At 34.3% G+C, this 25,369-nt stretch carries 21 protein-coding genes; 3 read left to right on the forward strand and 18 right to left on the reverse strand.

From position 1 onward, the window contains the following. Window positions 1-77 precede the first annotated feature (77 nt). From ACP7AQ_RS04120 to uvrA, 11 genes are all read right to left on the reverse strand, one after another. Window positions 78-515, reverse strand: coding sequence for a response regulator (locus ACP7AQ_RS04120; protein WP_426092326.1), 438 nt, complete (start codon window positions 513-515; stop codon window positions 78-80). Continuing rightward, window positions 515-3,115, reverse strand: a complete 2,601-nt coding sequence (locus ACP7AQ_RS04125; RefSeq protein ID WP_426094625.1) for a PAS domain S-box protein — start codon at window positions 3,113-3,115, stop codon at window positions 515-517. Before ACP7AQ_RS04125 ends, ACP7AQ_RS04120 begins: the two co-directional genes overlap by 1 nt. 40 nt (window positions 3,116-3,155) lie before the next feature. Next, on the reverse strand, window positions 3,156-3,704 hold the full coding sequence (locus ACP7AQ_RS04130) for a helix-turn-helix domain-containing protein (protein ID WP_426063353.1): 549 nt from the start codon (window positions 3,702-3,704) through the stop codon (window positions 3,156-3,158). A 401-nt stretch (window positions 3,705-4,105) separates the two neighbouring features. Continuing rightward, window positions 4,106-4,585 carry a hypothetical protein gene (locus ACP7AQ_RS04135; protein ID WP_426092327.1) on the reverse strand — a complete coding sequence of 160 codons (480 nt, stop codon included), beginning with the start codon at window positions 4,583-4,585 and terminating at the stop codon, window positions 4,106-4,108. A gap of 3 nt (window positions 4,586-4,588) precedes the next feature. Continuing rightward, window positions 4,589-5,266, reverse strand: a complete 678-nt coding sequence (locus tag ACP7AQ_RS04140; protein WP_426063086.1) for a peptidoglycan DD-metalloendopeptidase family protein — start codon at window positions 5,264-5,266, stop codon at window positions 4,589-4,591. Between the two features lie 166 nt (window positions 5,267-5,432). Further along, a complete protein-coding gene (locus ACP7AQ_RS04145; RefSeq protein ID WP_426063085.1) occupies window positions 5,433-5,726 on the reverse strand; it encodes a putative quinol monooxygenase in 294 nt (97 codons plus the stop codon). A 173-nt stretch (window positions 5,727-5,899) separates the two neighbouring features. After that, window positions 5,900-8,308, reverse strand: a complete 2,409-nt coding sequence (locus tag ACP7AQ_RS04150) for an alpha-ketoacid dehydrogenase subunit alpha/beta (protein ID WP_426094505.1) — start codon at window positions 8,306-8,308, stop codon at window positions 5,900-5,902. A gap of 186 nt (window positions 8,309-8,494) precedes the next feature. Beyond that, entirely contained in the window at window positions 8,495-11,242 is a 2,748-nt protein-coding gene (locus ACP7AQ_RS04155) for an aminopeptidase (RefSeq protein ID WP_426094626.1), read from the reverse strand. Window positions 11,243-11,436: 194 nt separating this feature from the next. Beyond that, window positions 11,437-12,165 (reverse strand): TIGR00730 family Rossman fold protein, encoded by a 729-nt coding sequence (locus ACP7AQ_RS04160; RefSeq protein ID WP_426063083.1) that lies wholly within the window; start codon window positions 12,163-12,165, stop codon window positions 11,437-11,439. Window positions 12,166-12,285: 120 nt separating this feature from the next. Next, on the reverse strand, window positions 12,286-12,645 hold the full coding sequence (locus ACP7AQ_RS04165) for a cupin domain-containing protein (RefSeq protein WP_426063082.1): 360 nt from the start codon (window positions 12,643-12,645) through the stop codon (window positions 12,286-12,288). 36 nt (window positions 12,646-12,681) lie between these two features. Continuing rightward, window positions 12,682-15,513: an excinuclease ABC subunit UvrA gene (gene uvrA, locus ACP7AQ_RS04170; RefSeq protein ID WP_426063081.1), complete on the reverse strand. Its 2,832-nt coding sequence runs from the start codon at window positions 15,511-15,513 to the stop codon at window positions 12,682-12,684. Between the two features lie 146 nt (window positions 15,514-15,659). On the opposite strand from uvrA, the gene ACP7AQ_RS04175 reads away from it, so the two are divergent. Further along, complete coding sequence (locus ACP7AQ_RS04175; protein WP_426094506.1) at window positions 15,660-16,577, forward strand: ketopantoate reductase family protein; 918 nt, start codon at window positions 15,660-15,662, stop codon at window positions 16,575-16,577. A 14-nt stretch (window positions 16,578-16,591) separates the two neighbouring features. Here the strand turns inward: ACP7AQ_RS04175 and ACP7AQ_RS04180 are convergent, their stop codons facing one another. Both ACP7AQ_RS04180 and ACP7AQ_RS04185 read right to left on the reverse strand, forming a co-directional pair. Next, complete coding sequence (locus tag ACP7AQ_RS04180) at window positions 16,592-17,188, reverse strand: RsmD family RNA methyltransferase (RefSeq protein ID WP_426063079.1); 597 nt, start codon at window positions 17,186-17,188, stop codon at window positions 16,592-16,594. Further along, complete coding sequence (locus ACP7AQ_RS04185) at window positions 17,185-17,991, reverse strand: DUF3822 family protein (RefSeq protein WP_426094507.1); 807 nt, start codon at window positions 17,989-17,991, stop codon at window positions 17,185-17,187. The genes ACP7AQ_RS04180 and ACP7AQ_RS04185 overlap by 4 nt, the downstream gene beginning before the upstream one ends. A gap of 234 nt (window positions 17,992-18,225) precedes the next feature. Here ACP7AQ_RS04185 and ACP7AQ_RS04190 point away from each other — a divergent pair, with 234 nt between their 5' ends. Both ACP7AQ_RS04190 and ACP7AQ_RS04195 read left to right on the forward strand, forming a co-directional pair. Beyond that, the gene (locus tag ACP7AQ_RS04190; protein WP_426094508.1) at window positions 18,226-19,647 is read left to right on the forward strand and encodes an ATP-dependent DNA helicase; all 1,422 of its coding nucleotides are present in this window, start codon (window positions 18,226-18,228) and stop codon (window positions 19,645-19,647) included. 168 nt (window positions 19,648-19,815) lie between these two features. Next, the gene (locus ACP7AQ_RS04195) at window positions 19,816-20,016 is read left to right on the forward strand and encodes a hypothetical protein (RefSeq protein WP_426094509.1); all 201 of its coding nucleotides are present in this window, start codon (window positions 19,816-19,818) and stop codon (window positions 20,014-20,016) included. A gap of 121 nt (window positions 20,017-20,137) precedes the next feature. Here the strand turns inward: ACP7AQ_RS04195 and pgl are convergent, their stop codons facing one another. From pgl to hxlB, 5 genes are all read right to left on the reverse strand, one after another. Continuing rightward, window positions 20,138-20,851 carry a 6-phosphogluconolactonase gene (pgl, locus tag ACP7AQ_RS04200; RefSeq protein WP_426094510.1) on the reverse strand — a complete coding sequence of 238 codons (714 nt, stop codon included), beginning with the start codon at window positions 20,849-20,851 and terminating at the stop codon, window positions 20,138-20,140. After that, a complete protein-coding gene (gene zwf / locus ACP7AQ_RS04205; RefSeq protein ID WP_426094511.1) occupies window positions 20,835-22,379 on the reverse strand; it encodes a glucose-6-phosphate dehydrogenase in 1,545 nt (514 codons plus the stop codon). The genes pgl and zwf overlap by 17 nt, the downstream gene beginning before the upstream one ends. Before the next feature lie 17 nt (window positions 22,380-22,396). Further along, window positions 22,397-23,803 carry an NADP-dependent phosphogluconate dehydrogenase gene (gndA, locus tag ACP7AQ_RS04210; RefSeq protein ID WP_426094512.1) on the reverse strand — a complete coding sequence of 469 codons (1,407 nt, stop codon included), beginning with the start codon at window positions 23,801-23,803 and terminating at the stop codon, window positions 22,397-22,399. 72 nt (window positions 23,804-23,875) lie between these two features. Further along, window positions 23,876-24,517, reverse strand: coding sequence for a 3-hexulose-6-phosphate synthase (gene hxlA, locus ACP7AQ_RS04215; protein WP_426063073.1), 642 nt, complete (start codon window positions 24,515-24,517; stop codon window positions 23,876-23,878). Window positions 24,518-24,562: 45 nt separating this feature from the next. After that, window positions 24,563-25,129 carry a 6-phospho-3-hexuloisomerase gene (gene hxlB, locus ACP7AQ_RS04220; protein WP_426063072.1) on the reverse strand — a complete coding sequence of 189 codons (567 nt, stop codon included), beginning with the start codon at window positions 25,127-25,129 and terminating at the stop codon, window positions 24,563-24,565. Window positions 25,130-25,369: the final 240 nt, after the last annotated feature.

Genomic DNA, 25,369 nt, shown 5'->3' on the forward strand with positions numbered 1-25,369 from the left:
TTTAATATTCAACCAAATGAGGGATGATTTATTTAAATTATCTATTAAATTTTAACAAAATTACATTGGAAAACGGATTACATACGATCCATGTACCAATTTAATTCTTTTTCCATTTTTTGATATTTAAAAATAGCCGTAATTATTTTTTGCAGACGAACAAAAGCAGTTTCACTTTTTACTACATAATCAAATGCTTTGTGGTGCATACAATTTACAGCCACTTCAATTTTATCTTGAGAAGATAGCATTACAACTGGAATTTCTGGATTAAAAGCCTTTACTTTATCCAAAGTTTCTAGTCCGTTCATGGCGTTTTCTACAATACCGTCCAATTGATAATCTAATATTACCACATCTGGACTGTGAGATAAATTAGATATGCAGAGTTCTCCCGTAGGATAAGTTTCTACTATAAAATCAGCATTTTCTAAGAATTCAATTTCTAACGATTTTAAAAATAATGCATCATCATCCACAAGAAATATTTTTATTTTATCATTGTTATTATTCATTAAATAGTATTTTTAATTATGTTAAATTCTTCTTGTAATTCAATACATGCTTGTAAACAAATTTTTTCTAGTTCTAACACCAAAGTAGCAATTCCATCTGTTTTTTGTTCTACTATTGCGAAATCTTGGATTTTTTTTGCCATGTTTTCAAAATCAACACTCATCCCCATTATTGCAAAAGATGGAATCATTTTGTGTGCTGCTGCTCCTAATAAAGTCCAATTTTTTTGTGCTAAACTTTGTTTAATAGTATGTATTAAAGGGGGTGTTTGTTCTAAGTAAAGAGATATCATTTCCATCATTAGCGTAGGATTCGATTTTGTTCTTTCATTTAAATATACTAGGTCAATATATTTTATTTTTTTTGCTGTAGTCCCTTCTTCTTCCTTTTCTAATGTTTCTTTGAGTTTGGCATGTTTTGGCTTTTTTAAGAGGCCTATTATTTTACTGTGTAACAATCTTTCGTCAACAGGTTTTGCAAGATAATCGTTCATCCCCACAACTTTGCATTTGGCCAAATCGACGGTGGTCACATCAGCAGTTAACGCAATGATTGGTATTTTTGAATTCATTGTGTTGCGAATGTATTCTGTAGCTTCAAATCCATTCATTTCTGGCATTTGTAAGTCCATCAAAATAATATCGTAGACGTTTTTCTTTAGTTTTTCAATCGCTACTTTACCATTTTCGGCAATGTCCCAAATAAATCCAAAATCATCTAGCAATGTTTTCATTAGCAATTGATTCAAAGGAATATCTTCAACTACTAAAACTTTTATATTTTTTAATTTTGTACCCAGTTCGATGTCTTCATGGCCTAGTTCAGCATCAGACCTTGTTTTTTGAAAACTTAAAGTAAAACTAAATGTAGAGCCAATACCAATTGTGCTTTTTACACGAATGGTTCCACCTTGCTGTTCTATCAGTTGCTTTACTATCGCTAAACCTAATCCTGTTCCTCCATAAAGTCTAGAAGTTCCGCTGGAAGCTTGTTGAAAATTTTCAAATATTTTTCCTATTTTATTTTCAGCAACTCCAATTCCATCATCAGTTATGGCAAATTCAATAATCGCTTTATCATTGTCTTCATGTATCAAATTTACACTTACGGTAATGTTTCCTTTTGATGTAAATTTAATGGCATTACTGACCAAATTTAAAATGATTTGGTGTAAACGAATCGAATCACCCAAAAGTACAGCAGGAATTTTATTGTCATATTCTGTAACTAATTTTAAGTTTTTTTCCTGTATTTTGGTTTCAAATAAGTGAAGCATTGCAAATACAGACGTTTTCATTTTGAACGGAGTTTTCTCAAAAGTCATTTTTCCGGAATCTACTTTTGCTAAGTCCAAAATATCGTTTATTAGTACGATTAAAGCATCACCACTCATTTTAATAGCATCTAAATACTCTTTTTGTTTGCAGCTCAATTCTGTTTTTAGTACCACTTTTGTAAAACCAATGATAGCATTCATCGGCGTACGAATTTCATGGCTCATATTCGACAAAAATTGTTGCTTAGCTTTTACTGCATTTTCAGCTATAATGGTAGCACTTTCGGCGCTTTTCTTTGCTTCTTCAGCTATTTCTGTAGCTAATTCGGCAAAAACACGTGCCTCAATCAGTTCGGTCGCAATTCTCTTTTGTTCCGTCACATCTCGAGCAACAATTACAACACCGATAACATTTCCTTGATAATCTTTATAGACGGAACCGTTGAATAAGACATCGGTTAACTTGCCGTCTTTGTGACGAATGGTTAGCGGAGAATCAGCAACAGATCCTTTTTCGAATACTTCTTGATATACTTCTCTAGCTTTTTGTTGCTGGGTAAAATAATCAAAAAAATCAGAGTCAGTAAGTTCCTCTCTGGTCATACCTGTGATATTTACCAATGCTTCGTTCATATCGGTAATTTTTCCTTTGGTATTTATGGTAACCAGTGGATCTTGGCTTGCTTCAATCAGACTTAGAGAATATTGCGAAGCTAATTTTGCAGAATTATTAATTTCTGTAAGTTCTTTATTTACAATTTCCCTTTTTTTATTTTCTTTATTTTGAAATAGTAACTCTTCGTTAGTAATCACTAATTCAGCAGCGCGTTTTTCTTTTTCCTCGTTTTGGTACGCCAATTCTTTATTGGCAATCACTAACTCCGCTGCGCGCTTTTCTTTTACTTTATTTTGATGCGCGAGTTCTCTATTTGCGATTTTCAAATCCAATGCCCATTTTTGCTCGGCTATATTTCGAGATACTACAATCACTCCTGATGGATTTCCTTGATCATCTCTAAACATAGTTCCGTTGAACAGTATATTTGTTAATTTACCCTTTTTGTGATGTAGCGTTAGAGTAGAATCAACTACGACTCCATTGGTAAAGGCTTCTTGAAAAACATCCTTTGCTTTTTGGGGTTCGGTAAAATAATCAAAATAGTCAGTTCCAATTAAGCAGTCACGACTGATACCCGTAATATTTACCGTTGCCTCATTTACGTCCGTGATTTTCCCCGCAATATCAATTGAGATTGTAGGGTCTAAAATGGCTTCAATTAGACTTCTTGCATATTTTGATATCTGATTATTTATGATTTCTATTTTTTATTAAATTTTTTGAAAAAATTGGTTTAATTACATCTTATGGCTTCCCAATTTCCTCAATTGGGTTGCGCCTTTTGTCTTTTAACTGTTTAAAATGAGAAGGGGAAAGACCAGTCACTTTTTTAAATTGACTGGATAAATGAGCGACACTGCTGTAATTCATTTTCCAGGCAATTTCCGTGATATTTAATTCTCCGTAAATAATTAACTCTTTTATACGTTCTGTTTTGTGGGAAATTATAAATTGTTCAATTGTAGTTCCTTGCACTTCCGAAAATAAGTTAGACAAGTAGGTGTAATCATGATTTAATTGTTGACTCAAATAATCCGAAAAATTAATTTTAATGGGTTCAACCGTATGGTGCACCATTTGTATAATTACATTTTTAATTTTTTCGATTAGCATCGATTTTTTATCATCCATCAATTCAAGTCCTGAATCCAAAAGAGCCGCCTTTAAGAGTTGTCTTTGATCCATAGAAATATTTTCCATGATCTCGACCTCTCCTAATTCAACAACTATAAAGTGAAGTTTAAGCTTTTTCAACTCTTCTTTAACCGCCATTTTACAGCGATTACTTACCATGTATTTTATGTACAGTTTCAAATATTTTTATTTTACAGTTTGAACAAAAATAGCTTTTCATGCTAAAGGTACATTATAAAATTTAACAAATATGTTATAAAATTTATTCTTGTTCAGCCAATTTAACTTATTTGGAAGGCATTTCTTTAAATTTACTTTTCGTAATAATTTAAAATTAAAGATAATTGCCGAAATCTGATTTTTGTTACATAATTATTTTAAATGCTTGTTTAATTACTATTGTTAATTTGACTCTAAATCAAATGTGTTTGTAATAAATACCATTTTACTAATTAAAAAAATAACACTAAAAATAATCTTTGACTCGATCTTATTTTAGATTTGTGGAAGCAACTGTGAAGCAAGATTTCTTAATTAAAAAAGAGAAATTCAACTTAAAATTAATTTAGAGGAAAAGAGTTAACCCAATCTAATGACTTGATGGAGGATACTTTATTTTCTGAATTCATTGTAACGCGGAGTTCTTTGTTTGCTACTTTTTTTGAATACAAACCTTTGTAACGAAACACCGTTGACTTGTCAAAATTATTTCTGTATGCTTCAACCAATTGAAGATCAATAAATGTACCGTAGAATTGACGAAAACGAGTGCAAGTTTTTGTCAGTCTTTCCTCAGTAGTGTTTTTAATAACAGAAGGGGTTGCTTCGTTTAATGTGAATGGTTTGAATTTAGATGTATTGCAAGTCATCAAAACTCTTTTGCCAAGCTCATAAGCTTTACTCTTTTGACTTTCACTAATTTCAGATAACGTAAGTCTCTCAACTTTAAATACTTCTGTCTCTGCTGGTGAAGCTACAATATTTTTTGATTTACAGCCAATGAGCAAAAAAATACTCAAAACAATAATTAATTTTTTCATGATTTATTTTATTTTTAATAAGATATTGGGGTCCGGACAGTTCTCTAAATAATGTTTCAGATTATTTTCACTACAAACGCCGGGATAGTCCCCAAAGGTATTCGAAATTTCTTTTATAATTTGAAAATGCAAATGAGGTGCATAATCCCCATTTACCGCAGCATCACCCAAAGTGGCTATTTGTTGCCCTTTTTCATAAACATCTCCAATTTTGATGTCACTGATACTTTCTAACGATAAATGACCGTATAAAGTGTAAAATTTATGATCTTCAATTTTGTGTTCTAAAATTATTGTAGGACCGTAGTCTCCCACGCCAGTATTGTAATTAAAACTGTGAATAAATCCGTCAATTGCTGCCAGAACAGGTGTTCCTGCTTTTATCCATAAATCTAAACCGATATGAATGTTGCGTTCTTCCGTTTTTGAATCGTTGAAAATTTCACTTCTTTGATACAAATTTCTAATTTCATTGTAGCCGCCGTAAGCAACTTTTGCGTCATTTTCTGTTAAATAGCTTTCTATATATTTTTCAAAATCGGTTGAATTATCGATCTTGTTTTTGTTAAAAGCTTCATTTGTAATGGATAAATCCAAAGGGATGTACTGATTGTACTCAATTCTGTCATCTATCACTTTAACATTTTCAATGCCGTGTAAGATGGTTTCTAATCGTTTCATGTTTTATAAATTTTTAAAACACTAAAATTAAATAAAAAATGCCAACATAAAAATTTTACGTTGGCATTATACCTTTAATTTAAAATTATGCCCCTAAAGATTTAAGAATACGTTATTTTTTGATTTTAAAAACAATTTTTTGTTATGAATAGAATGTCTCGAATCTTTATTTTACTGCTAGTAATTCAACAAACTCTATAATCGGATCTTGTGACAGAAGTGTTCCGGCATTAGTCATTAGCGCTTCGGCAATTTTACCAGCAAGATGCGCTTTTCTACCTTCTTCAGTTTCGAAAGTATCAAAAATGCCAAAAGTAGATGTTCCTATTTGCCATCCGTACCACTTTACTGTTTCTGGTTCATCTAATACTAAAGGTAAAGCGCTTTTTAAAAATGCTGCAACTTCTTCTTCTTTTCCAGCTTTAGCTTCTAATCGAGCTAGTAGTGCATATTTTTCCATAATTATTTTTTTTAGAGAATAAAGGTAATGCTAATCGTTTTTATATCTATCGAGTTTAACTTTTGTTCAGTTACTTATTTTTTTAAAACCACTTTTATTTAAAACCCAAACGAACATAAAAAAACAATCCTAACCGTTGCCGATTAGGATTTATAACTTAGAAAATATTTATTTTAGTATAAACTTGGATATTTTGATGGATTTACTTCATTCATCATTTCGTATACTTTCTCAAAAATATCTTCAATAGAAGGTTTAGAGAAATAATCTCCATCTGTACCGTAAGCCGGTCTGTGAGCTTTTGCTGTCAAGGTTTGTGGCTTACTGTCTAAATGATGATAAGCATCTTGTTGCTCAATTATTTGTTGCAAAATATAAGCCGAAGCGCCTCCAGGAACATCTTCATCAATTACTAACAGACGATTTGTTTTAGCAATACTTTTGACAACATCTTGATTGATATCAAATGGAAGTAAGGATTGTAAATCGATAATTTCGCAGTCAATTCCAACTTCAAGCAGTTCTTTGGCAGCTTGCTGAACCAATCGTAAAGTTGAACCATAAGAAACCAATGTAATATCAGAACCTTGTTTCAACGTTTCCACCACTCCGATTGGAGTTTTGAATTCGCCATAATTCATCGGCATTTTTTCTTTCAATCGATAGCCATTCAAACATTCGATTACTAAAGCAGGTTCGTCACATTCTAACAAACTGTTATAAAAACCAGCTGCTTGTGTCATATTTCTTGGAACCAAAACGTGAATTCCTCTGATGGCATTTATAATCATTCCCATAGGAGAACCTGAGTGCCAGATGCCTTCTAAACGGTGGCCACGAGTACGTATAATAAGAGGTGCTTTTTGTTTGCCTACTGTTCTGTATCGCAATGTAGCTAAGTCATCACTCATGATTTGGATAGCATACAATAAATAATCTAAATATTGAATTTCGGCAATGGGACGTAAGCCTCTTAGCGCCAATCCAATTCCTTGTCCTAATATAGTAGCTTCACGAATTCCAACATCGGCAACGCGTAACTCTCCGTATTTTTCCTGCATTCCTTCTAAACCTTGATTCACATCCCCAATGGCTCCGGCATCTTCACCAAAAATTAATGTTTCAGGGTATTTTGTAAAAATGGCATCAAAATTATCACGCAGAATCATTCGGCCATCCGTGTCTTCTTTAGCATCTTCATGGTAAATTGGCAATACTTCCTCAACAGAAAAAACATTTAAATCAGTTTCAGAAAATAAATTACTGCTAAAATTCTGTTGTGTTTTAGCGATGTATGCTGTAATCCACTGCGAAAGTTCTTCTTTACCAGATTCATTTTGAATTAAACGCAATAATTTTCGGGCAGTGACCAAAATTTCTTTTTTTAAAGGAGATTTGATTTCGCTTAAATCAGCAATAAATTTTAATATTATTGCTTTATTTGAACTGGAATCAGCTATTTTTTGCAATAATGCAACCAGTTCTTTTTGCTCTTCAACAATAGGTTCTATAAAGGCATTCCAAGCGGCTTTTTTGCCTTCTAAAACATCTTTTTTTGCTTGTGCATCAATAGCTTCGAGTTCTTCCGGTGATGCAATATTAATGGCAATCATCCATAATTTCATTTGACGAATACAATCAAAATCTCGTTCCCAAGCTAATCGGTCTGCGTTTTTGTATCTTTCATGCGAACCGGAACTGGAATGTCCTTGTGGTTGCGTCAGTTCATTGACGTGAATTAAAACAGGAACGTGATTTTCTCTGGCAATAGTAGCGGCTTTTTCATACGTGGCAATTAAGTCCGCGTAATCCCAACCTTTTACTCTAAGAATTTCAAAACCATTCGTGTTGTCTTCTCTTTGATATCCTTTTAATATTTCTGATATGTTTTCTTTTGTTGTTTGGTGTCTGGCATGAACAGAAATTCCGTATTCATCATCCCAAACGCTCATTACCATTGGCACTTGTAAGACACCAGCAGCATTTATGGTTTCAAAAAACAAGCCTTCAGATGTACTTGCATTTCCTATAGTTCCCCACGCAATTTCATTTCCTTCAACAGAAAAATTAGAAGCGTTTGGTATTCCTGAAACTTGTCTGTATATTTTTGATGCTTGGGCAAGACCTAGTAATCTTGGCATTTGTCCTGCTGTAGGAGAAATATCAGCACTTGAATTTTTTTGTTTTGTTAAATTTTTCCAAGAACCATCATTGTTTAAACTATGAGTGGCAAAGTGACCTCCCATTTGTCTTCCTCCTGACATTGGATCTTGTTCAATATCAGTATGGCCGTATAATCCGGCAAAGAATTGTTGAATAGTAAGTTCACCAATGGCCATCATAAAAGTTTGATCGCGATAATATCCGGAACGGAAATCACCGTTTTGAAACGCTTTTGCCATTGCAAGTTGCGGAACTTCTTTTCCATCACCAAAAATACCAAACTTGGCTTTTCCAGTTAATACTTCCTTGCGTCCTAACAGGCTACATTCTCGGCTTATCATGGCCGTGGTATAGTCCTTTAAAACTTCGATTTTGAAATCTTCAATCGTCAATGTAGTATTGGTTTTTTCTTTTATCATAATTGAAAAGTATAACTTTAAATGCCAAATTTACTTAAAAACAACCTATTTTCATAATACATTGAAAAAAATAGAATTTAATTTTTGCAATTTATTCTAATAAAAAGAACTTTATTTTTCCATTATATATAATTTTATTATTTAATATTTAAGAATACGTTAATGAATAGTGATAATAATATTGAATTAGAACCATTTTCGATTAAAAAGATTGATTAATGTTTTAGGCGAAAAAGTTACAATAAAACGTATTTTTTCATTGTAATTATCTTGCGCAATTTCCCATCCATTGTTTGAATAGACTGGAAAATACAATTCAAAATAGTCTGTAACCAGATTTAGGCGAATTCCACTGTCGTAAACAAAGCGCTGTTTCACGTCTTTATTTTTGATAAAACCAATATCGCCATAGACCTCAATCCAGTTCCATATACTATAACTCGCATTGAAGCTGGTAATCCATCGATTGGCAAAAGGAGTAGCAATTTTGGACTTAAAACCGCCTTCTGCCAATACATATTGTTGACTGTAAAGCCCCGTGCTTTCTGATCTTCCAAAATAATTGTAATCAAAAAGGTAATCTGTGGGTCTGTCCAATGCAAAACTGAAAAAATCCGATTGCGTTTTATTATATAAAAAACTTCCTGCGTAAAAACGAAGATTAATTTGGCGATTATCTTCAAATAGTTTTCGGTATTCAATTTCACCAGTAATTTTCCCGAATTTCCCCGAAATTTGTAAATCGGATGTAAAATTAAAATGATTAGTAACCTCCGTTTTTGTATTGATATATCTCACATCAAATACCGAATAATTTTCTGGTGAGTTGTCAAGCACCAAAGCGCTTTTTTCCTTATCTACAATCACTTGTCGGAATAAGAAAAGTTGTTTCCTATTATCTCTGAAATTTGGCTCTCTTATTCGTAATTGTACGGCCGGATTCAATCTAAAATAGGCGGCATCTTCAGCATAATGAAAATAGGAACCGCTTATAGAATATCTGGCATTGTAAAGATTGCTTTTTCTAAAATTTTGATTGACTACAAAAACGGCCGAACCGGATAAATTATTCGATTTAGTGGAGTAGGAGGGGTTGACATCAAAAATAAAAGGCTTTTCAAGAATGGTTTTATTGTGGAGTCGTAGTCCCGGAGTCAAACCGTCGTACAAGTTGTAATAAATGGAGGGAACGTACAAAATTTGATTATAATACGGGTCTTCCAAGTCTTTCATGAATACAAATTTAACCGGACGATTGTTAGGAAAAAAACCTTCTAATTTCTTCCAATTATTTCTTAAGTTGTATTCTGGGACTTCATTTTTTAGATTTAAAATAATCTTATCAATACTGTTTCTGGGAATTGTAAATGTGCTGTCGCATTCTTCAATATCGAGCCATTGTTTAAAAACGATCGCTCCTTTTTTTGTGCCATAAACCGGAATAGGAATTGGCGCTCCTGTTCGGTTTTTAACTGAAAAAGTAATGCTGTCTTTAGTTTTTGTAACGCTTGAAAATTTATAATCAATAATGTCTCTGGAATCAATAATGGTTTTAAAAAACCAACTAATATCTTTAGTGGTTTTTGATTTTAATACAGTTTCAAAATCATATCTCGATACTTGTGTGCGCTTATTTTTTTGATAAAATTGTTGTATACTGGTCGTTACAGCATCGTTTTGTAAATAATCATCCAGAAAACGAATGCTTAATCCTGCCCGGTATTTACTGGCAATTTGTTCGTTAAACTTGATTAAAGTATTCTTTGGAGCTCCTAATGGCTGGTCTAGATTTTTCCGTGCCATCAGCATGTAAAAATAGCTGTACTGACCGTTAAAATCAATATTGGTCAGATTGAAACTTTTAAGCAATCGGATGTTAGAGGCACTTCCCATCATTTTAGTTTTCGGGTGATTTTCATCGATATATTTCATCATCGCATAGACTTGAATTCCATCGTAAATCCAATTGTCTTTTCTCGGATCCAGATGCAAACTCGTCTTTAGATATTCGTTTAAATAAGTTTTCAAAAACTTAATTTCAAAAATAAATTCGTCGGGAAACGGACTTATAAATGATGGAAGTTGATTCAATCCATAAAAAGGATTTTTTTCATAATCCGTCTGGGAAACTACAATTTTTTCGTACGGATATTTCCCAATCAAATTATTAGCGTAATTTACAATTCGGTCAATTATAATTGCTTTTTCAATGTTGTCTACTTTTTTGTTTTTCAAGTCAGTCAGCACTTCAACTGAACTGTTTCTATAACTCTCAAAATTAGATTTAGGTTCAATAATCAGACTAAAATCAGTTCTATTATTTCCCGACAATCTGTAATGTAAAAAATCATCTTTTCCAGTTGTCTTAACACTGTTTAAATCTGATATTGCTTCTAAAGTTGCCGGAAGTGTAAGGTCAACTTCGTAATCAGAAACAGCATTTGCAATATCCTCCAGATTATTATTGCTGTTTTTTATAAAAGTATGGTTTTCGTATCTTGCAGGAGTCAGGTACCAGTTTTTAAGATTAAAACTACCATTGTTACTGTAACCGTGTTTTGTAAATTTATCGCTTGGGATTTTTGAGATGTATGAAAGATGCAAAGTAATTTTCTGATTTGGAAGTAATTGCTCCTTTAATTGTAGCACGATATAATCAGGATTTTTGTCTGGTCGTTGCCAAGATAAAAACTGCTGGGACGCATCGTTGATAATTAAATTTATCGTGCTGCCGCGTTCTTCTTCTTTGGCCAAATGAAAACCCCTGTAAAATTCGTCAGAAAATCGTTTGGCAAGCGGTGTGTTTTTATTGGAAAAAGCATGATTCCAGTCATTCAAAACGATTGAAGTCAACGTATCATCGGACTGATTTATAAAAATAATTTTTTGTTTTATGGACAATGTGTTATTATCAGCATGAAGCGCCGCAGTCATCTTGTTTTGATGTTGAGCATATTGATGCACTGACGTTAATAAAACAAAGAAATAAATCGTTATTTTAAGGTATGATTTCAAAATTCGGTATTATTTATTAAAAAATAAATATACTTATAATTAGATAAATTTGTTCTGATGTTCCTTAATATTAAGCAAAAAAAGAAGCTGTTTTTGAGGCAGCTTCATTTTTTTTAAAAGTTTGGTGATAAATCGTATTTCTTATAAAAGGCATTTAGGACATCAACCACTTCATCTTCAGTGTCTACAATTTTAAATAAATTCAAATCTTGAGCACTTACAGTACACTCTTTTTCTACTAAAACTGTTTTAATCCAATCAATTAATCCCGACCAAAAGCTGGTGCCAACAAGAATAATTGGGAATTTTGCTATTTTTTTGGTCTGAATCAAAGTTATCGCTTCAAACAATTCATCCATAGTTCCAAAACCTCCCGGCATCACCACGAAGCCTTGCGAATATTTGACAAACATCACTTTTCGAACAAAGAAATAATCAAAATTAAGATTTTTATCGCTGTCAATATACGGGTTAAAATGCTGCTCAAAAGGCAATTCAATATTTAATCCTACTGATGTTCCTCCGCCAAGATGTGCGCCTTTATTTCCGGCTTCCATAATTCCGGGACCACCGCCAGTAATCACGCCATAGCCGGCTTTACTGATTTTGTATGCAATTTTTTCAGCCAATAAGTAATTAGCATCTTCAGGCTTCGTTCTTGCGGAACCAAAAATAGATACACAAGGGCCAATACGTCCCATACTTTCATATCCGTTTACAAATTCGGCCATAATTTTAAAAATCGCCCAACTGTCATTCGTTCTTATTTCGTTCCAGGTTTTTCTTTTTAGACGATCTTGGATCACTTTATCTTCGTCATTATCAAAATCTTCTAATCTCATATTCAAAAATATAATTTAATTTCTGTTTTTTTGGGAGCTATTTCCTGCTATCCTTTTCAATCTTTATTGTTTTAAAGAAAAACAATAAAGGATTTCCATTGCTATCAGGGCTAAGTAAATTTAATATGTTTGTTCTTCAATTGATTTTGTTATTGTAGCGATAACTTTACCGGTATGTTCAGTAGTTTTTGATTCTATTAGCATAATTAAGCATTCGTCAGTTGACGAAACTCTATGGTTTATACCTTTTTTCACAACAAATAAATCTCCTTTTTTCATAGAGAGTTTGGTCTCGTTTTCAATTTCCATTAATAGTTCTCCTTCTACAATGTAAAATAATTCATCTTCATTTTCGTGATTATGCCATGGCAGATCTTGGCCTTTAATTTTAGCCACCTTGATAAATTGATCATTAACTTCGCCAATTATTTTAGGTGAAAAGTAGTTTTCGACATTACTGAACGCTTCTTTTAAATTCATGATTTCCCGAGATTATTTTTTTATTTTTTAGTAATACTAAAGTAATTCTTTTTTTAAAAATTGCGCCGTATAGCTTTTTTTATTTTTTATAATTTCCTCAGGAGTTCCTTTGGCAATCAGTTGTCCGCCGCCTTTTCCACCTTCAGGACCAATGTCTATAATATAATCTGCCAGTTTAATCACGTCCATGTTATGTTCGATAATCAATATCGTATTCCCCTTGTCAACCAGTTTATTAATCACTTCCATCAACACTCTGATGTCTTCAAAATGCAGTCCCGTTGTAGGTTCATCCAGAATATAAAACGTGTTTCCGGTATCTTTTTTTGATAATTCTCCAGCAAGTTTAATGCGTTGTGCTTCACCACCGGAAAGCGTTGTGCTCTGCTGGCCAAGTGTAATATAGCCCAAACCAACATCCTGAATGGTTTTTACCTTTCTATAAATCTTCGGAATCATTTCAAAAAATGGAACCGCTTCATCAACCGTCATATTCAAAACATCCGAAATTGATTTCCCTTTGTACCGAATCTCCAATGTTTCTCTATTAAAACGCTTCCCTTGACAAGTCTCACATTCTACATATACATCGGGTAAAAAGTTCATTTCAATCGTTCGAACGCCAGAACCTTCGCAGGTTTCGCAACGTCCGCCTTTTACATTAAAACTAAATCGTCCCGCTTTATATCCCCGAATCATACTTTCAGAGGTCATCGTAAACAGGTTTCTGATTTCGGTAAAAACTTCCGTGTAAGTTGCCGGATTACTTCGTGGTGTTCTACCAATCGGGCTTTGGTCAATATCAATCACTTTATCAATATGTTCCAATCCTTCAATTTTTTTATACGGTTGCGGTTTTTTAACACCATTAAAATAATACGCGTTCAAAATTGGGTAGAGCGTCTCATTAATCAAAGTTGATTTTCCACTTCCCGAAACTCCAGTCACACAAATCATTTTGCCCAAAGGCAATTCTATCGAAACATTTTTTAGATTGTTTCCAGTTGCTCCGGTCAGTTTTAGGAATTTTCCATTTCCTTCTCTACGTTTCGCAGGAACTTCGATTTTCATTTCGCCATTCATGTACATCGCTGTAATAGTATGATGTTTCAGGATTTCAGCAGGTGTTCCTTTACTGATGATTTCACCGCCATATTTTCCTGCTTTTGGTCCAATATCAATCACATAATCCGCACGTTCAATCATGTCTTTATCGTGTTCCACTACAATTACGGAATTTCCAATATCACGTAATTGTTCCAGCGAATGAATTAGTTTTTCGTTGTCTCTTTGGTGTAAACCAATACTTGGTTCATCCAGAATATACAACACACCAACTAACTGAGAACCAATTTGAGTAGCCAATCGGATTCGTTGCGCTTCACCACCCGAAAGGGATTTGGAGCTTCGGCTTAAAGCCAAATAATCCAAACCTACATTCATCAAAAAGTTCAATCGGTCCTTAATCTCTTTGATTACTTCAGTAGCGATACGCTTTTGTTTGTCAGATAAATGGTTGTCTAAATCATTAAACCAAATAGTCAAATCTGAAATGTCCATATCGCACAATTCGGTAATATTTTTTTCATTAATTTTAAAGAACTGTGATTCCTTTTTCAAACGGGAACCTTTACAAACCGGACATTTTATTTCGTCCATAAATTCTTTTGCCCAACGTTTTATGCTGGTTGAACCGCTTTCGTCATGTTGATTTTTAATGAAATGTGAAATCCCTTCAAAATCAATTTTGTATTCTCTGGCAACGCCTAAATCTTTGGAGTTTATGGTGAATTTTTCCTTTCCACCATTCAAAATCATTTCCATGGCTTCTTCAGGAATAGTTGCTACGGCATCAGTCAATTTAAAACCATATTTTTCGCCTATGATTTCCAATTGCTTGAAAATCCAAGATGATTTATATTCGCCCAAGGGAGCAAATCCACCTGCTTTTATAGATAATTTTGGGTTTGGAATGATCTTTTTAGTGTTGATTTCGTTTACCGTTCCCAAGCCGTTACAATGCTCACAAGCACCTTTTGGGGAATTGAAAGAAAATAAATTGGGTTCCGGATTTTGATAGGAAATCCCGGTACTTGGACACATCAAATTCCTGCTAAAAAAACGAACTTCATTAGAATCCTGATCTAAAACCATTAATACATTCTCACCGTGATGCATGGCCGTATTGATGCTTTCTGTCAAACGTTTTTCATTATCTGCAGTGTCTTCAATCACCATTCTATCTACAACAATTTCAATGTCGTGCGTTTTATAACGGTCTAATTTCATCCCCAAAGTAATATCCAGCACATCGCCGTTTACACGAACTTTAAGGAAACCCTGCTTGGCGATTTGTTGAAAAAGTTCCGCATAATGTCCTTTTCGAGCACGAATAACAGGTGCTAGAATATTGATTCGTTTACCGGTGAAATCCTGAATTATCAAATCTTTGATTTGCTCATCAGAATAAGAAACCATTTTTTCGCCAGTGTTATAACTGTACGCATCAGCACCACGAGCGTATAACAAACGCAGGAAATCATAAATTTCAGTAATCGTTCCTACGGTGGAACGCGGACTTTTACTGGTGGTTTTTTGTTCGATAGCAATTACAGGTGAAAGTCCATCAATTTTATCCACATCCGGTCGTTCCAATCCACCAAGAAACTGTCTGGCATAAGCTGAAAAAGTTTCTACATAACGGCGTTGCCCTTCGGCATATATAGTATCAAAAGCCAAGGAGGATTTTCCTGAACCTGAGAGTCCGGTTATTACGACCAGTTTTTCACGTGGAATGGAAACATCTATATTTTTTAAGTTGTGTACGCGAGCGCCCTGAACTTCAATGGTATTGTCTTTGTCTAACATAATTTTTGCAAAAAAGCAAAGTTACCATTTTGATTTATTCTTTCCGTACAACAGTTTAGAAGTTTATGTTAAAGATTTTGGTACTTTTAACGATGTTAAGAAAGATAATCAAGACATTCACAAAAGAGTATTACACTTTATTTTTTATGAAAACAAGAATAGGAATTTTAGGATTGGGTGGAGTGGGTGGTTATTTTGGCGGACTATTGGCGAAAGCTTATTTTGAGTCAGATGCAATCGAAATTGTATTTATTGCCCGTGGTGAAACTCAAAAAGCAATAGACCACGACGGTTTAAAAATTATTGCTGATACAACCGAAATGATTGTTTTCCCTACTTTGGTTTCGAATAATCCAGATGAAATAGGGAAACTCGATTATCTTATTTGTGCCACTAAAACCTATGATATCGAAACCAGTTTCGGATCTATTAAAAAGTGCATTTCGGCAACGACCATAATTCTACCACTATATAATGGTGTAGATGCTGTGGAACGAATTCAAACATTATTTCCTGAAAATACGATTTTGCAAGGTTGTGTATATATCGTTTCTATGATTGAATCGCCGGGAATTATCAAGAAAATTGGTTCTTACGAAAAACTATTCTTTGGTTCCAAAACATCAGCAATCTCCATACTGACGGAATTACAATCAATTTTTAAAAATGCCGATATCGAAAGTTTTCTTGTAGAAAATATTGAAGAAACGGTTTGGGAAAAATTCATTTTTATTTCAGCTTTGGCTTCAGCAACTTCGTATTTAAACCAGAATATTGGTGGAATTTTAAATAATCCTGAAAATAAGGCCGTTTACATTTCATTGTTAAATGAGATCACCGCTGTCGCTGTCGCAAAAGGGTTAGCGCTGCCCAATGATATTGTGGCTCAAACGATTATCAAACTTGAAAAATCACCACAAGACAATACATCATCTATGCACAGAGATTTATTAGCTGGACATAAAACAGAATTGAATTCGCTAACAAAATATGTGGTAAATGAAGGTTTTAAATATGGTATTGCAACTCCTGTCTATAAAAAAATAGTGGAGAAGCTTTCTTAAAAACTGATCTAAAATTATTCTTCTTCACCGTCGTTTTGGTCTGCTTCGTTTTGAGTATCTTCTTTTTCACCAGAAACTATTTCGAAAAAACTAAAAATTGAACCACCATAACTTTTTTCAAATGAAAAGTGAATCATGTGATCCAGTTTAGTATATTTCGAATGTTCGATTACCATCATTCCGTCTTCATTTAACAATTCTTTTTCAAAAACTAATAATATGATTTTCTCGAAAGTTTTTTGGTCCAAAGCATAAGGCGGATCCGCAAAAATAATATCGTAAGAAGTTTTACATCTTTCTAAATACATAAAAACATCACTCTTTGTGGCAGCAATATTAAAATCATATTCGGCAGCCACTTGCTTGATAAATTTTACACAACCAAAATCACCGTCAACAGAAGTAATCGGCGTGCTTCCCCGAGAAGCAAATTCGTAACTGATATTTCCGGTTCCTGCAAATAAATCTAATATTTTAAGTCCTTCAAAACTGAAATGGTTGTTCAAAACATTGAATAATGCTTCTTTTGACATGTCGGTAGTGGGGCGAACTGGTAGGCCTTTTGGTGGAAAAATGCGTCTTCCTTTGTATTTTCCTGAAATGATTCTCATGAGTTGAAAAGTATAAAATGATTTCTGTTTTCGGCCTCAGAAAAATAATTGTTCCATCGCAAATCTTCCACATCAATTAGGGAAACATTGCAAATGTATTTGTAAGTGATTTTAAAATAATCACTTTCGATATCAATATTTCCGATTAGTTCCAGTGGGAAGTTTTCGGGATTTAAATTTAATTGTTCGGCAGTGAATAATATGTAATATAAGAAATCTTCCGGTGTATTGTAATCAAATGAATTGAAAAGGAGTAGTTTTTGGTTCTGAACTACAATGATTTCAAAATGACCTGTATTAATATGGACAAACATTTTTTTCTCATCCTTATTTTTGGAAGCAACTAAAAGTTTGGAAACCAAAATGCTGTTGGCATGTTTGTAATCAAAAGCACCAAATTGGTCAATAAAAAAATTATTGATATTCACATACGGAATGTAAACCGCATTCATTTGAAAGTTTGGAATTTCATCAAAAGCGAAAAAATCCGTTTCAAAAACCTTTGTATTGTATTGTAAATAGCTGCCTAAAAAGTTTTCGTCAAATAATGGTTCCGGAACAAAAGTTGAAAGATTGTTATTATGAATCACCAGGATTTCATCGTAAGGGTCTTTTAATTCCGGATGATTATTGAAAGCATTGGCAAACAAATCTTCAGTTTTTGTGCCTTTATTAAAATTATCAAAAAGCACTTCGTTAAATGAAGTTACCGTATTATTCAGCGTATCAAAACAACAAAAAGAAAGTCCTGTCAAGGAAACTTGAATGGAAAGTTTTTTATATTTTTTTTCGACTATGTTCATAATACTATTGCTTTTTTCAACAACGCAAACTTACGTATTTAAAAATCAATAACAATTGCAATGGCAAAATTCAATGGCAAAATTCAATTGCGATGACAATAACAATAGCAATGATAATAGCAATGATAATGGGAATGACAATAGCAAAATACAATGGCAGTAATTAAAAATTGAAATTGCTATTGACATTAAAATTGAAAAAACATTCTTTACTTTGCAGTTAAATAACACGAAATGAATTCCTCCCTGTTTTATAGTCTTTTACAAAAAAAGTTCCCTTTTCAACCCACGTATAAACAGGATATTTTTTTTCAAAAAATAGCAATTTTTTTAACCGAAACCGACAATAGAACAATTTTTGTTTTAAAAGGATATGCGGGAACGGGAAAAACAACGGTTATTTCTACAATTGTAAATAGTTTATTGGACATCAATAAAAAATATGTTTTATTAGCGCCCACAGGTCGTGCGGCAAAAGTGATTGCTAATTATTCGAACAAACCTGCTTTTACAATTCATAGAAAAATCTACTTTCCCAAGAAGTCTTCTGGTGGTGGCGTTTCGTTTACATTGCAGCAAAACAAACATAAGAATACAATATTTATCGTTGATGAAGCCTCTATGATTTCGGACACTAATTCGGATTCTAAGCTGTATGAGAATGGTTCGTTGCTCGATGATTTGATTTCTTATGTATATTCGGGAACGAATTGCAAAATGATTTTACTGGGAGATACCGCTCAGTTGCCACCGGTAAATTTAGATATTAGTCCCGCTTTGGACATTCGCACTTTGGGAATGAATTATGATAAGGAAGTAGAACATATCGAGCTAGATGAAGTGATGCGTCAGGAAGAAAATTCCGGAATTTTGCATAACGCAACCGAACTTCGGGAATTATTGAAAGATTCCTTTATCGATGAATTCAAATTTGATGTCAAAAAATTTAAAGATATTGTGCGGTTGACCGATGGGTATGATATTCAGGATGCCATCAATTCCGCCTACAGCAATTATAGTATAGAAGATACTGCTTTTATTGTTCGTTCCAATAAAAGAGCGAATCAATATAATGAGCAAATCAGAACCAAAATCCTCGATAAAGAAAGCGAACTTTCCACAGGCGATTTCCTGATGGTGGTAAAGAACAATTATTTCTGGTTGAAAGATTCTGATGAAGCCGGATTTATTGCCAATGGTGATATTATAGAAATATTAGAAATTTTCAATATCAAAGAATTGTATGGCTTTAAGTTTGCCAAAGTAAAAATCCGAATGATTGATTACCCCAATCAGATTCCGTTTGAAACGGTATTACTATTGGATACCATAAAAAGCGAATCGCCGTCGTTGACCTATGAAGAATCAAACAGATTGTATCAGGAGGTGTTGAAAGATTATGAAGGCGAAACTAAATTCAATCAATTCCAAAAAGTAAAAGCCAACGAATATTTCAATGGCCTGCAAGTGAAATTCTCGTATGCAATTACGTGTCATAAATCACAAGGCGGACAATGGAATACAGTTTTTATTGAACAACCTTATTTGCCGGACGGAATCAATAGAGATTACATTCGCTGGTTGTATACCGCAATGACCCGAGCCAAAAATAAATTATATTTGATCGGTTTTAAGGATGAGAATTTTGTCGAATGATACAATATTTCTATTCCCGAGGAGAAACAAATTAGCCTCGGATCTTTCAATGATTTAACTGTGATAATAGAAATATGGTTGACTTAAGGAAATAAATTCTTTTTTGGTGATAAAATCTATCAAAACAAAGCGTTTTTCTCTCATTTTGAGTAAGAAAAAAACTTTGTAATGATGACTCCTGTTAAAGCAGTTAAAGGAGAATGTCAAGAAATTAGAAATAGAGATCAAGCTCCAAACGACTTGTGTTCGACAGCAGTGTATAATGTCAGACAGCGTGTAGAATCTCTTTTTAATTGGTTGATTGAAAAAACAAATATTCAAAAAACAGATAGAGTTAGATCCTCAAGAGAATTATCAATACATCTGTAAGGCAAAATTGCAGCTGCTTTTATAAAATTTATATTTTAACACTCAATTCACAAAATTAAGTTAATGACACATATATAGTTTAGCTGAATGCGCAGTATTTGTTTGCATATCTAAATTATCTTTATCTATTTATCGCAGCCTGATCGGTCAAGAACAACAATTTTCCGTCTAAAGGTTTAATCAGTTGCGTAGGATATTTTTCAGGATTATAATCGCCATATAAAACTTCGTTTAACGCATGTGCTTTACTTTCTCCGAAAGTTATTACCACAATTTCCTTCGCTTTGTTAATGAAAGGCGCAGTTAGGGTTATTCGGTACATATTTTGCGACTCGAGATAATAGGCCGATACCCATTTATTATTTTCATGCAATACGGCTTCACTTGGAAATAGTGAAGCGGTATGTCCATCATCGCCCATTCCTAATAAGATTAGATCAAATTGTCCATGATCTCCTGTAAAACACTTTATCAATTTTTCATATTCCAAAGCATATTCCTCCGGTGCAAAACCTTCCTTATACATTGGAAATAGGTTGCTTTTTGGTATGCCAACATGATTTAGCAGGTAGTCCGATGACATTTTCGCGTTGCTGCGTTCATCATCAAGTGCCACCCAGCGTTCGTCACCCCAAAAAACAAAAACATTTTCCCAATCTATTTTGGTCTTGTAATGGGATGTTGCTAAAAGCTTGTATAGTGATACAGGCGATGAACCGCCGGTAAGCGCTACCAAAAAGCGGCCTCGTTTCTGTATTGCATTTTGTGCCGCAGCTACAAATATATTGGCTGCGTAAGGCGTTATTTCTTCTTTACTACTAAAAATACTTACCATCTGCTACTTCTTTTTCTTCTAATTCTACGTCATTTAGTGAGTTTGATGCCCATTCATGTCCCTGACGGGCAAGTAATTTATTTGCTTCTTCAGGACCCCAGCCCCCGGCTTCATATTTATACAAACTTGAAAACTTATCGTTTTCCCAAGCTTCCTGAATGGTTGTTACTACATCCCATGCTTCTTCAACCTGGTCTGAACGCATGAATAAAGTAGGGTCTCCCAGCAAAGCATCCAATACTAATGTTTCATATGCTTCAGGTGATTGTGTAGAGCATGAAAAATAATCAAAAACCATCTCCGCAGGTTTTAGAGAAAGTGACAGGCCAGGTTTTTTTGTCATAAACTGCAGCCTAATATCCATTGCAGGTTGAATATTTATAATTAAACGGTTTGGCATCATACCTTCTTTTCCAAAAGAAAAAGTAGAATGGGGTACCGGCTTAAATTGTATAACGATCGAAGATTGTTTTTCCTTCATTCTTTTGCCTGTTCGAACGTAAAAGGGAACACCTTGCCAACGCCAGTTGTCAAGATAAAATTTCATGGCTACAAATGTTTCTGTGTTAGAATTGGCCCCAACTCCCTTTTCTTGCAAATATCCAGGTACTGATTTTCCTTTTATTGATGCCTTATCGTATTGACCCCTCACCGTATAATGTTTTACTTCTTCTGGAGTTATACGGCGTATCGCTTTTAAAACGTCAGCTTTACGGTTTCTGATTTCATCTGCTTGCAATGATGTTGGAGCTTCCATCGCTACCATAGTTAAAATTTGCATTAAGTGATTTTGTATCATATCCCGAAGTGCGCCGGCATCTTCATAAAACCCGCCACGATCTTCAACCCCAACTTCTTCTGCAACAGTAATCTGGACAGAATCAATAAAGTTACGGTTCCAAAGCGGCTCAAACATTGAATTTCCAAAGCGGAAAGCTAGGATATTTTGCACCGTTTCTTTACCCAAATAATGGTCTATTCGGTATATCTGTTCCTCTTTAAAAGTTTTTGATAATAGCTCATTTAGCAGTACTGCAGAACTTTTGTTGTATCCGAAAGGTTTTTCAATAATAATACGGTCCTGTGCAGGATTAGCAGCAAGATCCATTTTCTTTATATTGTTTGTGATTGTTTCAATGAAAGATGGCGCTATTGACAAGTAAAAAAGTCTGTTGGCACGTTCGCCAAAAGACAAATCTATAGCGTCCAACTTTTGTTTTAGTACTTGATATGATTCCTCTTGATCTATATCATTTTGCAAATAATTGATATGAGTAGCAAATTGTTGATAGGCTTCTGTTGAAGCTATTTTATTTCTGGAAAACTCCGTCAGGTTCTCGCTTACATGGTCTCTATATAATGTATCGCTTCTGTCTGCTCTTCCTAACGCTAAGATTTTAAACTTTTCCGGCATGCGACCATCAAGGTAAAGATTATAAAAAGCTGGAAAAAGCTTTCTTTTTGCTAAGTCGCCCGTTGCCCCAAAAACAACAATGATGGTGGGCTTTATAGTATTGACATTATTCATTTTGTTCCATTTAAAATTTAGTCATTCCACTCTGTGTGAAATATACCGTTAGTATCGATGCGCTCATAAGTATGTGCCCCGAAGTAGTCACGCTGCGCCTGTATAAGACTAGTAGGAAGTTTTTCAGATCGGTAAGCATCGAAATAAGCTAAAGAATTCATTAAGCCCGCAATAGGTATCCCTTTTTGAACTGCAAATTGTACCGTAGACCTAATACTAGCCTGATTTTCATTTACGGCCTTTGCAATAATATCATCGAGCAATATGTTTTTTAGTTCTCCATTTTTGGCGTAAGCCTGGCGGAAATCTTCAAGCACTACAGAACGAATAATACATCCACCACGCCAAATCTTGGCAATGGTTTCAAGGTTCAGGTCATAATTATAATCTTGTGAAGCTTTTGTTAATAATGCTAATCCTTGTGCATAGGTTATTAATATAGAAAAATGTAGAGCTCCTTTTAGTGCTTCTACAGCCGAAGGCAGATCAGTGTTACCTTGTTCTGCATTCCAAACTAATTTCGCGGAAGCTTCAATTCTTTCCGGTTTATTTTTAGACATATTTCGCATTGAAACGGCAGCATCGATAGTGGGAAGCGGTACTTCTAAGTCCATGGCATTTTGGGAAGTCCATTTTCCGGTCCCTTTAGATTTTGCCCAATCGGATATCACATTTATAAGCTTCTGTCCGTCAGTATCTGTTTTTTTTAAAATATGTCCTGTAATTTCAATTAAGTAGGATTGAAGTTCAGTGTTATTCCAGTCTTCAAATACTTTTTGAATTGTAGAATCGTCTAATCCGTAGCCGCGTTTCATAAGATCGTAAACCTCTGAAATAAGCTGCATAATACCGTATTCAATTCCGTTATGAGCCATTTTTACGTAGTTACCCGCAGATCCGTTGCCTAAATATTCGACACAAGGTTCGCCATCCACTTTAGCTGCTATCGATTCAAAAATAGGTCTTAGTCTTTCATAGGCGTCTTTATTACCGCCGGGCATAAGGCTCGGGCCAAATCGCGCTCCTTTTTCACCACCGGAGATACCCATTCCAAAAAAGTGAATTCCTTTGGCTGATAATTCTGTAAATCTACGGTCGGTATCAGTAAAATAGGTATTTCCACCATCGATAATAATGTCTCCTTTATCTAGGTGGGGCAATAGGCTTTGAATGACAGTATCCACAGGCTTTCCTGCAGGTACTAATATCATAATAGCTCTTGGTTGTTTAAGAAGTTCTAAAAACTCTTTTACTTCTGTCGTGGCTTTAATTTGGTGTTGGGGATTAGCTTCCTGTGTTAAGGACAACACTTTTTCCGTATCCAAATCCAAGCCTGCCACAGCATGTTTTTGGTCGGCCATATTTAACAGCAGATTACGACCCATGACCCCTAGGCCAACTATACCAAAATCGAATGTTTTCATAATTAGTATCTAAATTTATTATTGCAAAAAAAGGCTGGAATTTATAAATAAATCCCAGCCTTCATCCATTAATTACGCTACAGTTACACTGTTTATAGCATCTTTTAATGCTTTAGCAGCAGCAGCTGGGTCTTCAGCACCATAAATGGCACCCCCTGCAACAGCTACATCAGCACCAGCAGCTACAACATCTTTGATTGTATCGATGTTAACTCCACCTGCAACAGAAAAGGGAACTTTTGCTAGTCTTCCTTCACTGATTAGTGTTTGTACAGAGTATCCAGCTAATGTTTGTTCGTCAAGACCAGCATGTAACTCTACAAAAGCAACTCCAAATGCGGTTACCTCTTGAGCTCTTTCTACTCTGTTTTTAACTCCAATAGTATCAACTACTACCTTTTTACCGTGTTTTTTTGCAGCTTCAACCGCTCCTTGTATAGTAGCATTATCTACAGCACCCATAACTGTTACTAAATCTGCTCCTGCTAAAAATGCGATCTCTGCTTCTAAGAAACCAGTATCAGCAATTTTCATGTCTGCAAAAATCAATTTGTCAGGGAAAGCGGCTTTCATTGCCGTTACAACTTTAAGGCCTTCTGATTTAATTAGCGGTGTGCCTAATTCTATAATGTCCACGTAAGGTGCTACTTTGTGTGCCAATTCTAATGCTGCTTCTGTAGTAAGTAAATCAATTGCGACTTGTAATTTTGTCATGTCTAAATGTATAAAAAAAATTAATAATAAATAATATAAAAATCGTTATTCCAGGTTGGCGTGTTTGGGCCATAGTTCTTCTTTCGTTAAACCAGATTCTTGCCATAAGGTCATGAAAACACTTTCTAACACTAATAATGTAAACTGTTCAAAAAGGCTGCCCGCATATTGTTTAGAAACGGAAACACCGAAGTCTGTTTTTGTTGCAGCATTTACTAATATAATAGCGTCTGCCAATACGGCTAATTTGCTTTTGGCATCGGCAGTAATAGCGATAACAGTAGCTTGTTGACTCTTCGCTTTCTCAGCTGATGATAGTACGGAAGCAGTAGTTCCCGAACCCGATGCCAGAAGAAGTAAATCTCCTTTTAAAATAGCAGGTGTATTGGTTTCTCCTACAATGAATACGGTATATCCTACATGCATGAACCGCATGGCTGCCATTTTTAATGCAAGTCCGCTCCGGCCAGCTGCCATAACAAAAATTCGTTTGGCTGCTTTAATTTCGTGAACCAAAACCTTTATTTGTTGAGGATTTATCTGATTTGCCAGTTGTCTATTTTCCTCTAAAATAGCAAGTAGATTATTGTTTGTAAAAGTATCCGTGTTCATTTTGTTTTATTTAAGTAAAGTCATGCGTTCCTTTAAATATTCCAATTCATAGCAATACGAGTGAGTAATTCTAGCATGCTGTTCTCGAGTGTTTTCTTTTGGGTATAGCGTAATTGAAAGTACAGGACACCTTTATTTTCCTCCTAAACAGCATTAAACTAAATAGATAAACTAGAATCGCTTTTAGCAACAGCAGTAAGTCTTTTTTAATAGTCTTAATTACTGATGCAAAGATATAGC

It is taken from the genome of Flavobacterium sp. DSR2-3-3 (genome assembly GCF_049896585.1).
Taxonomy (GTDB): domain Bacteria; phylum Bacteroidota; class Bacteroidia; order Flavobacteriales; family Flavobacteriaceae; genus Flavobacterium.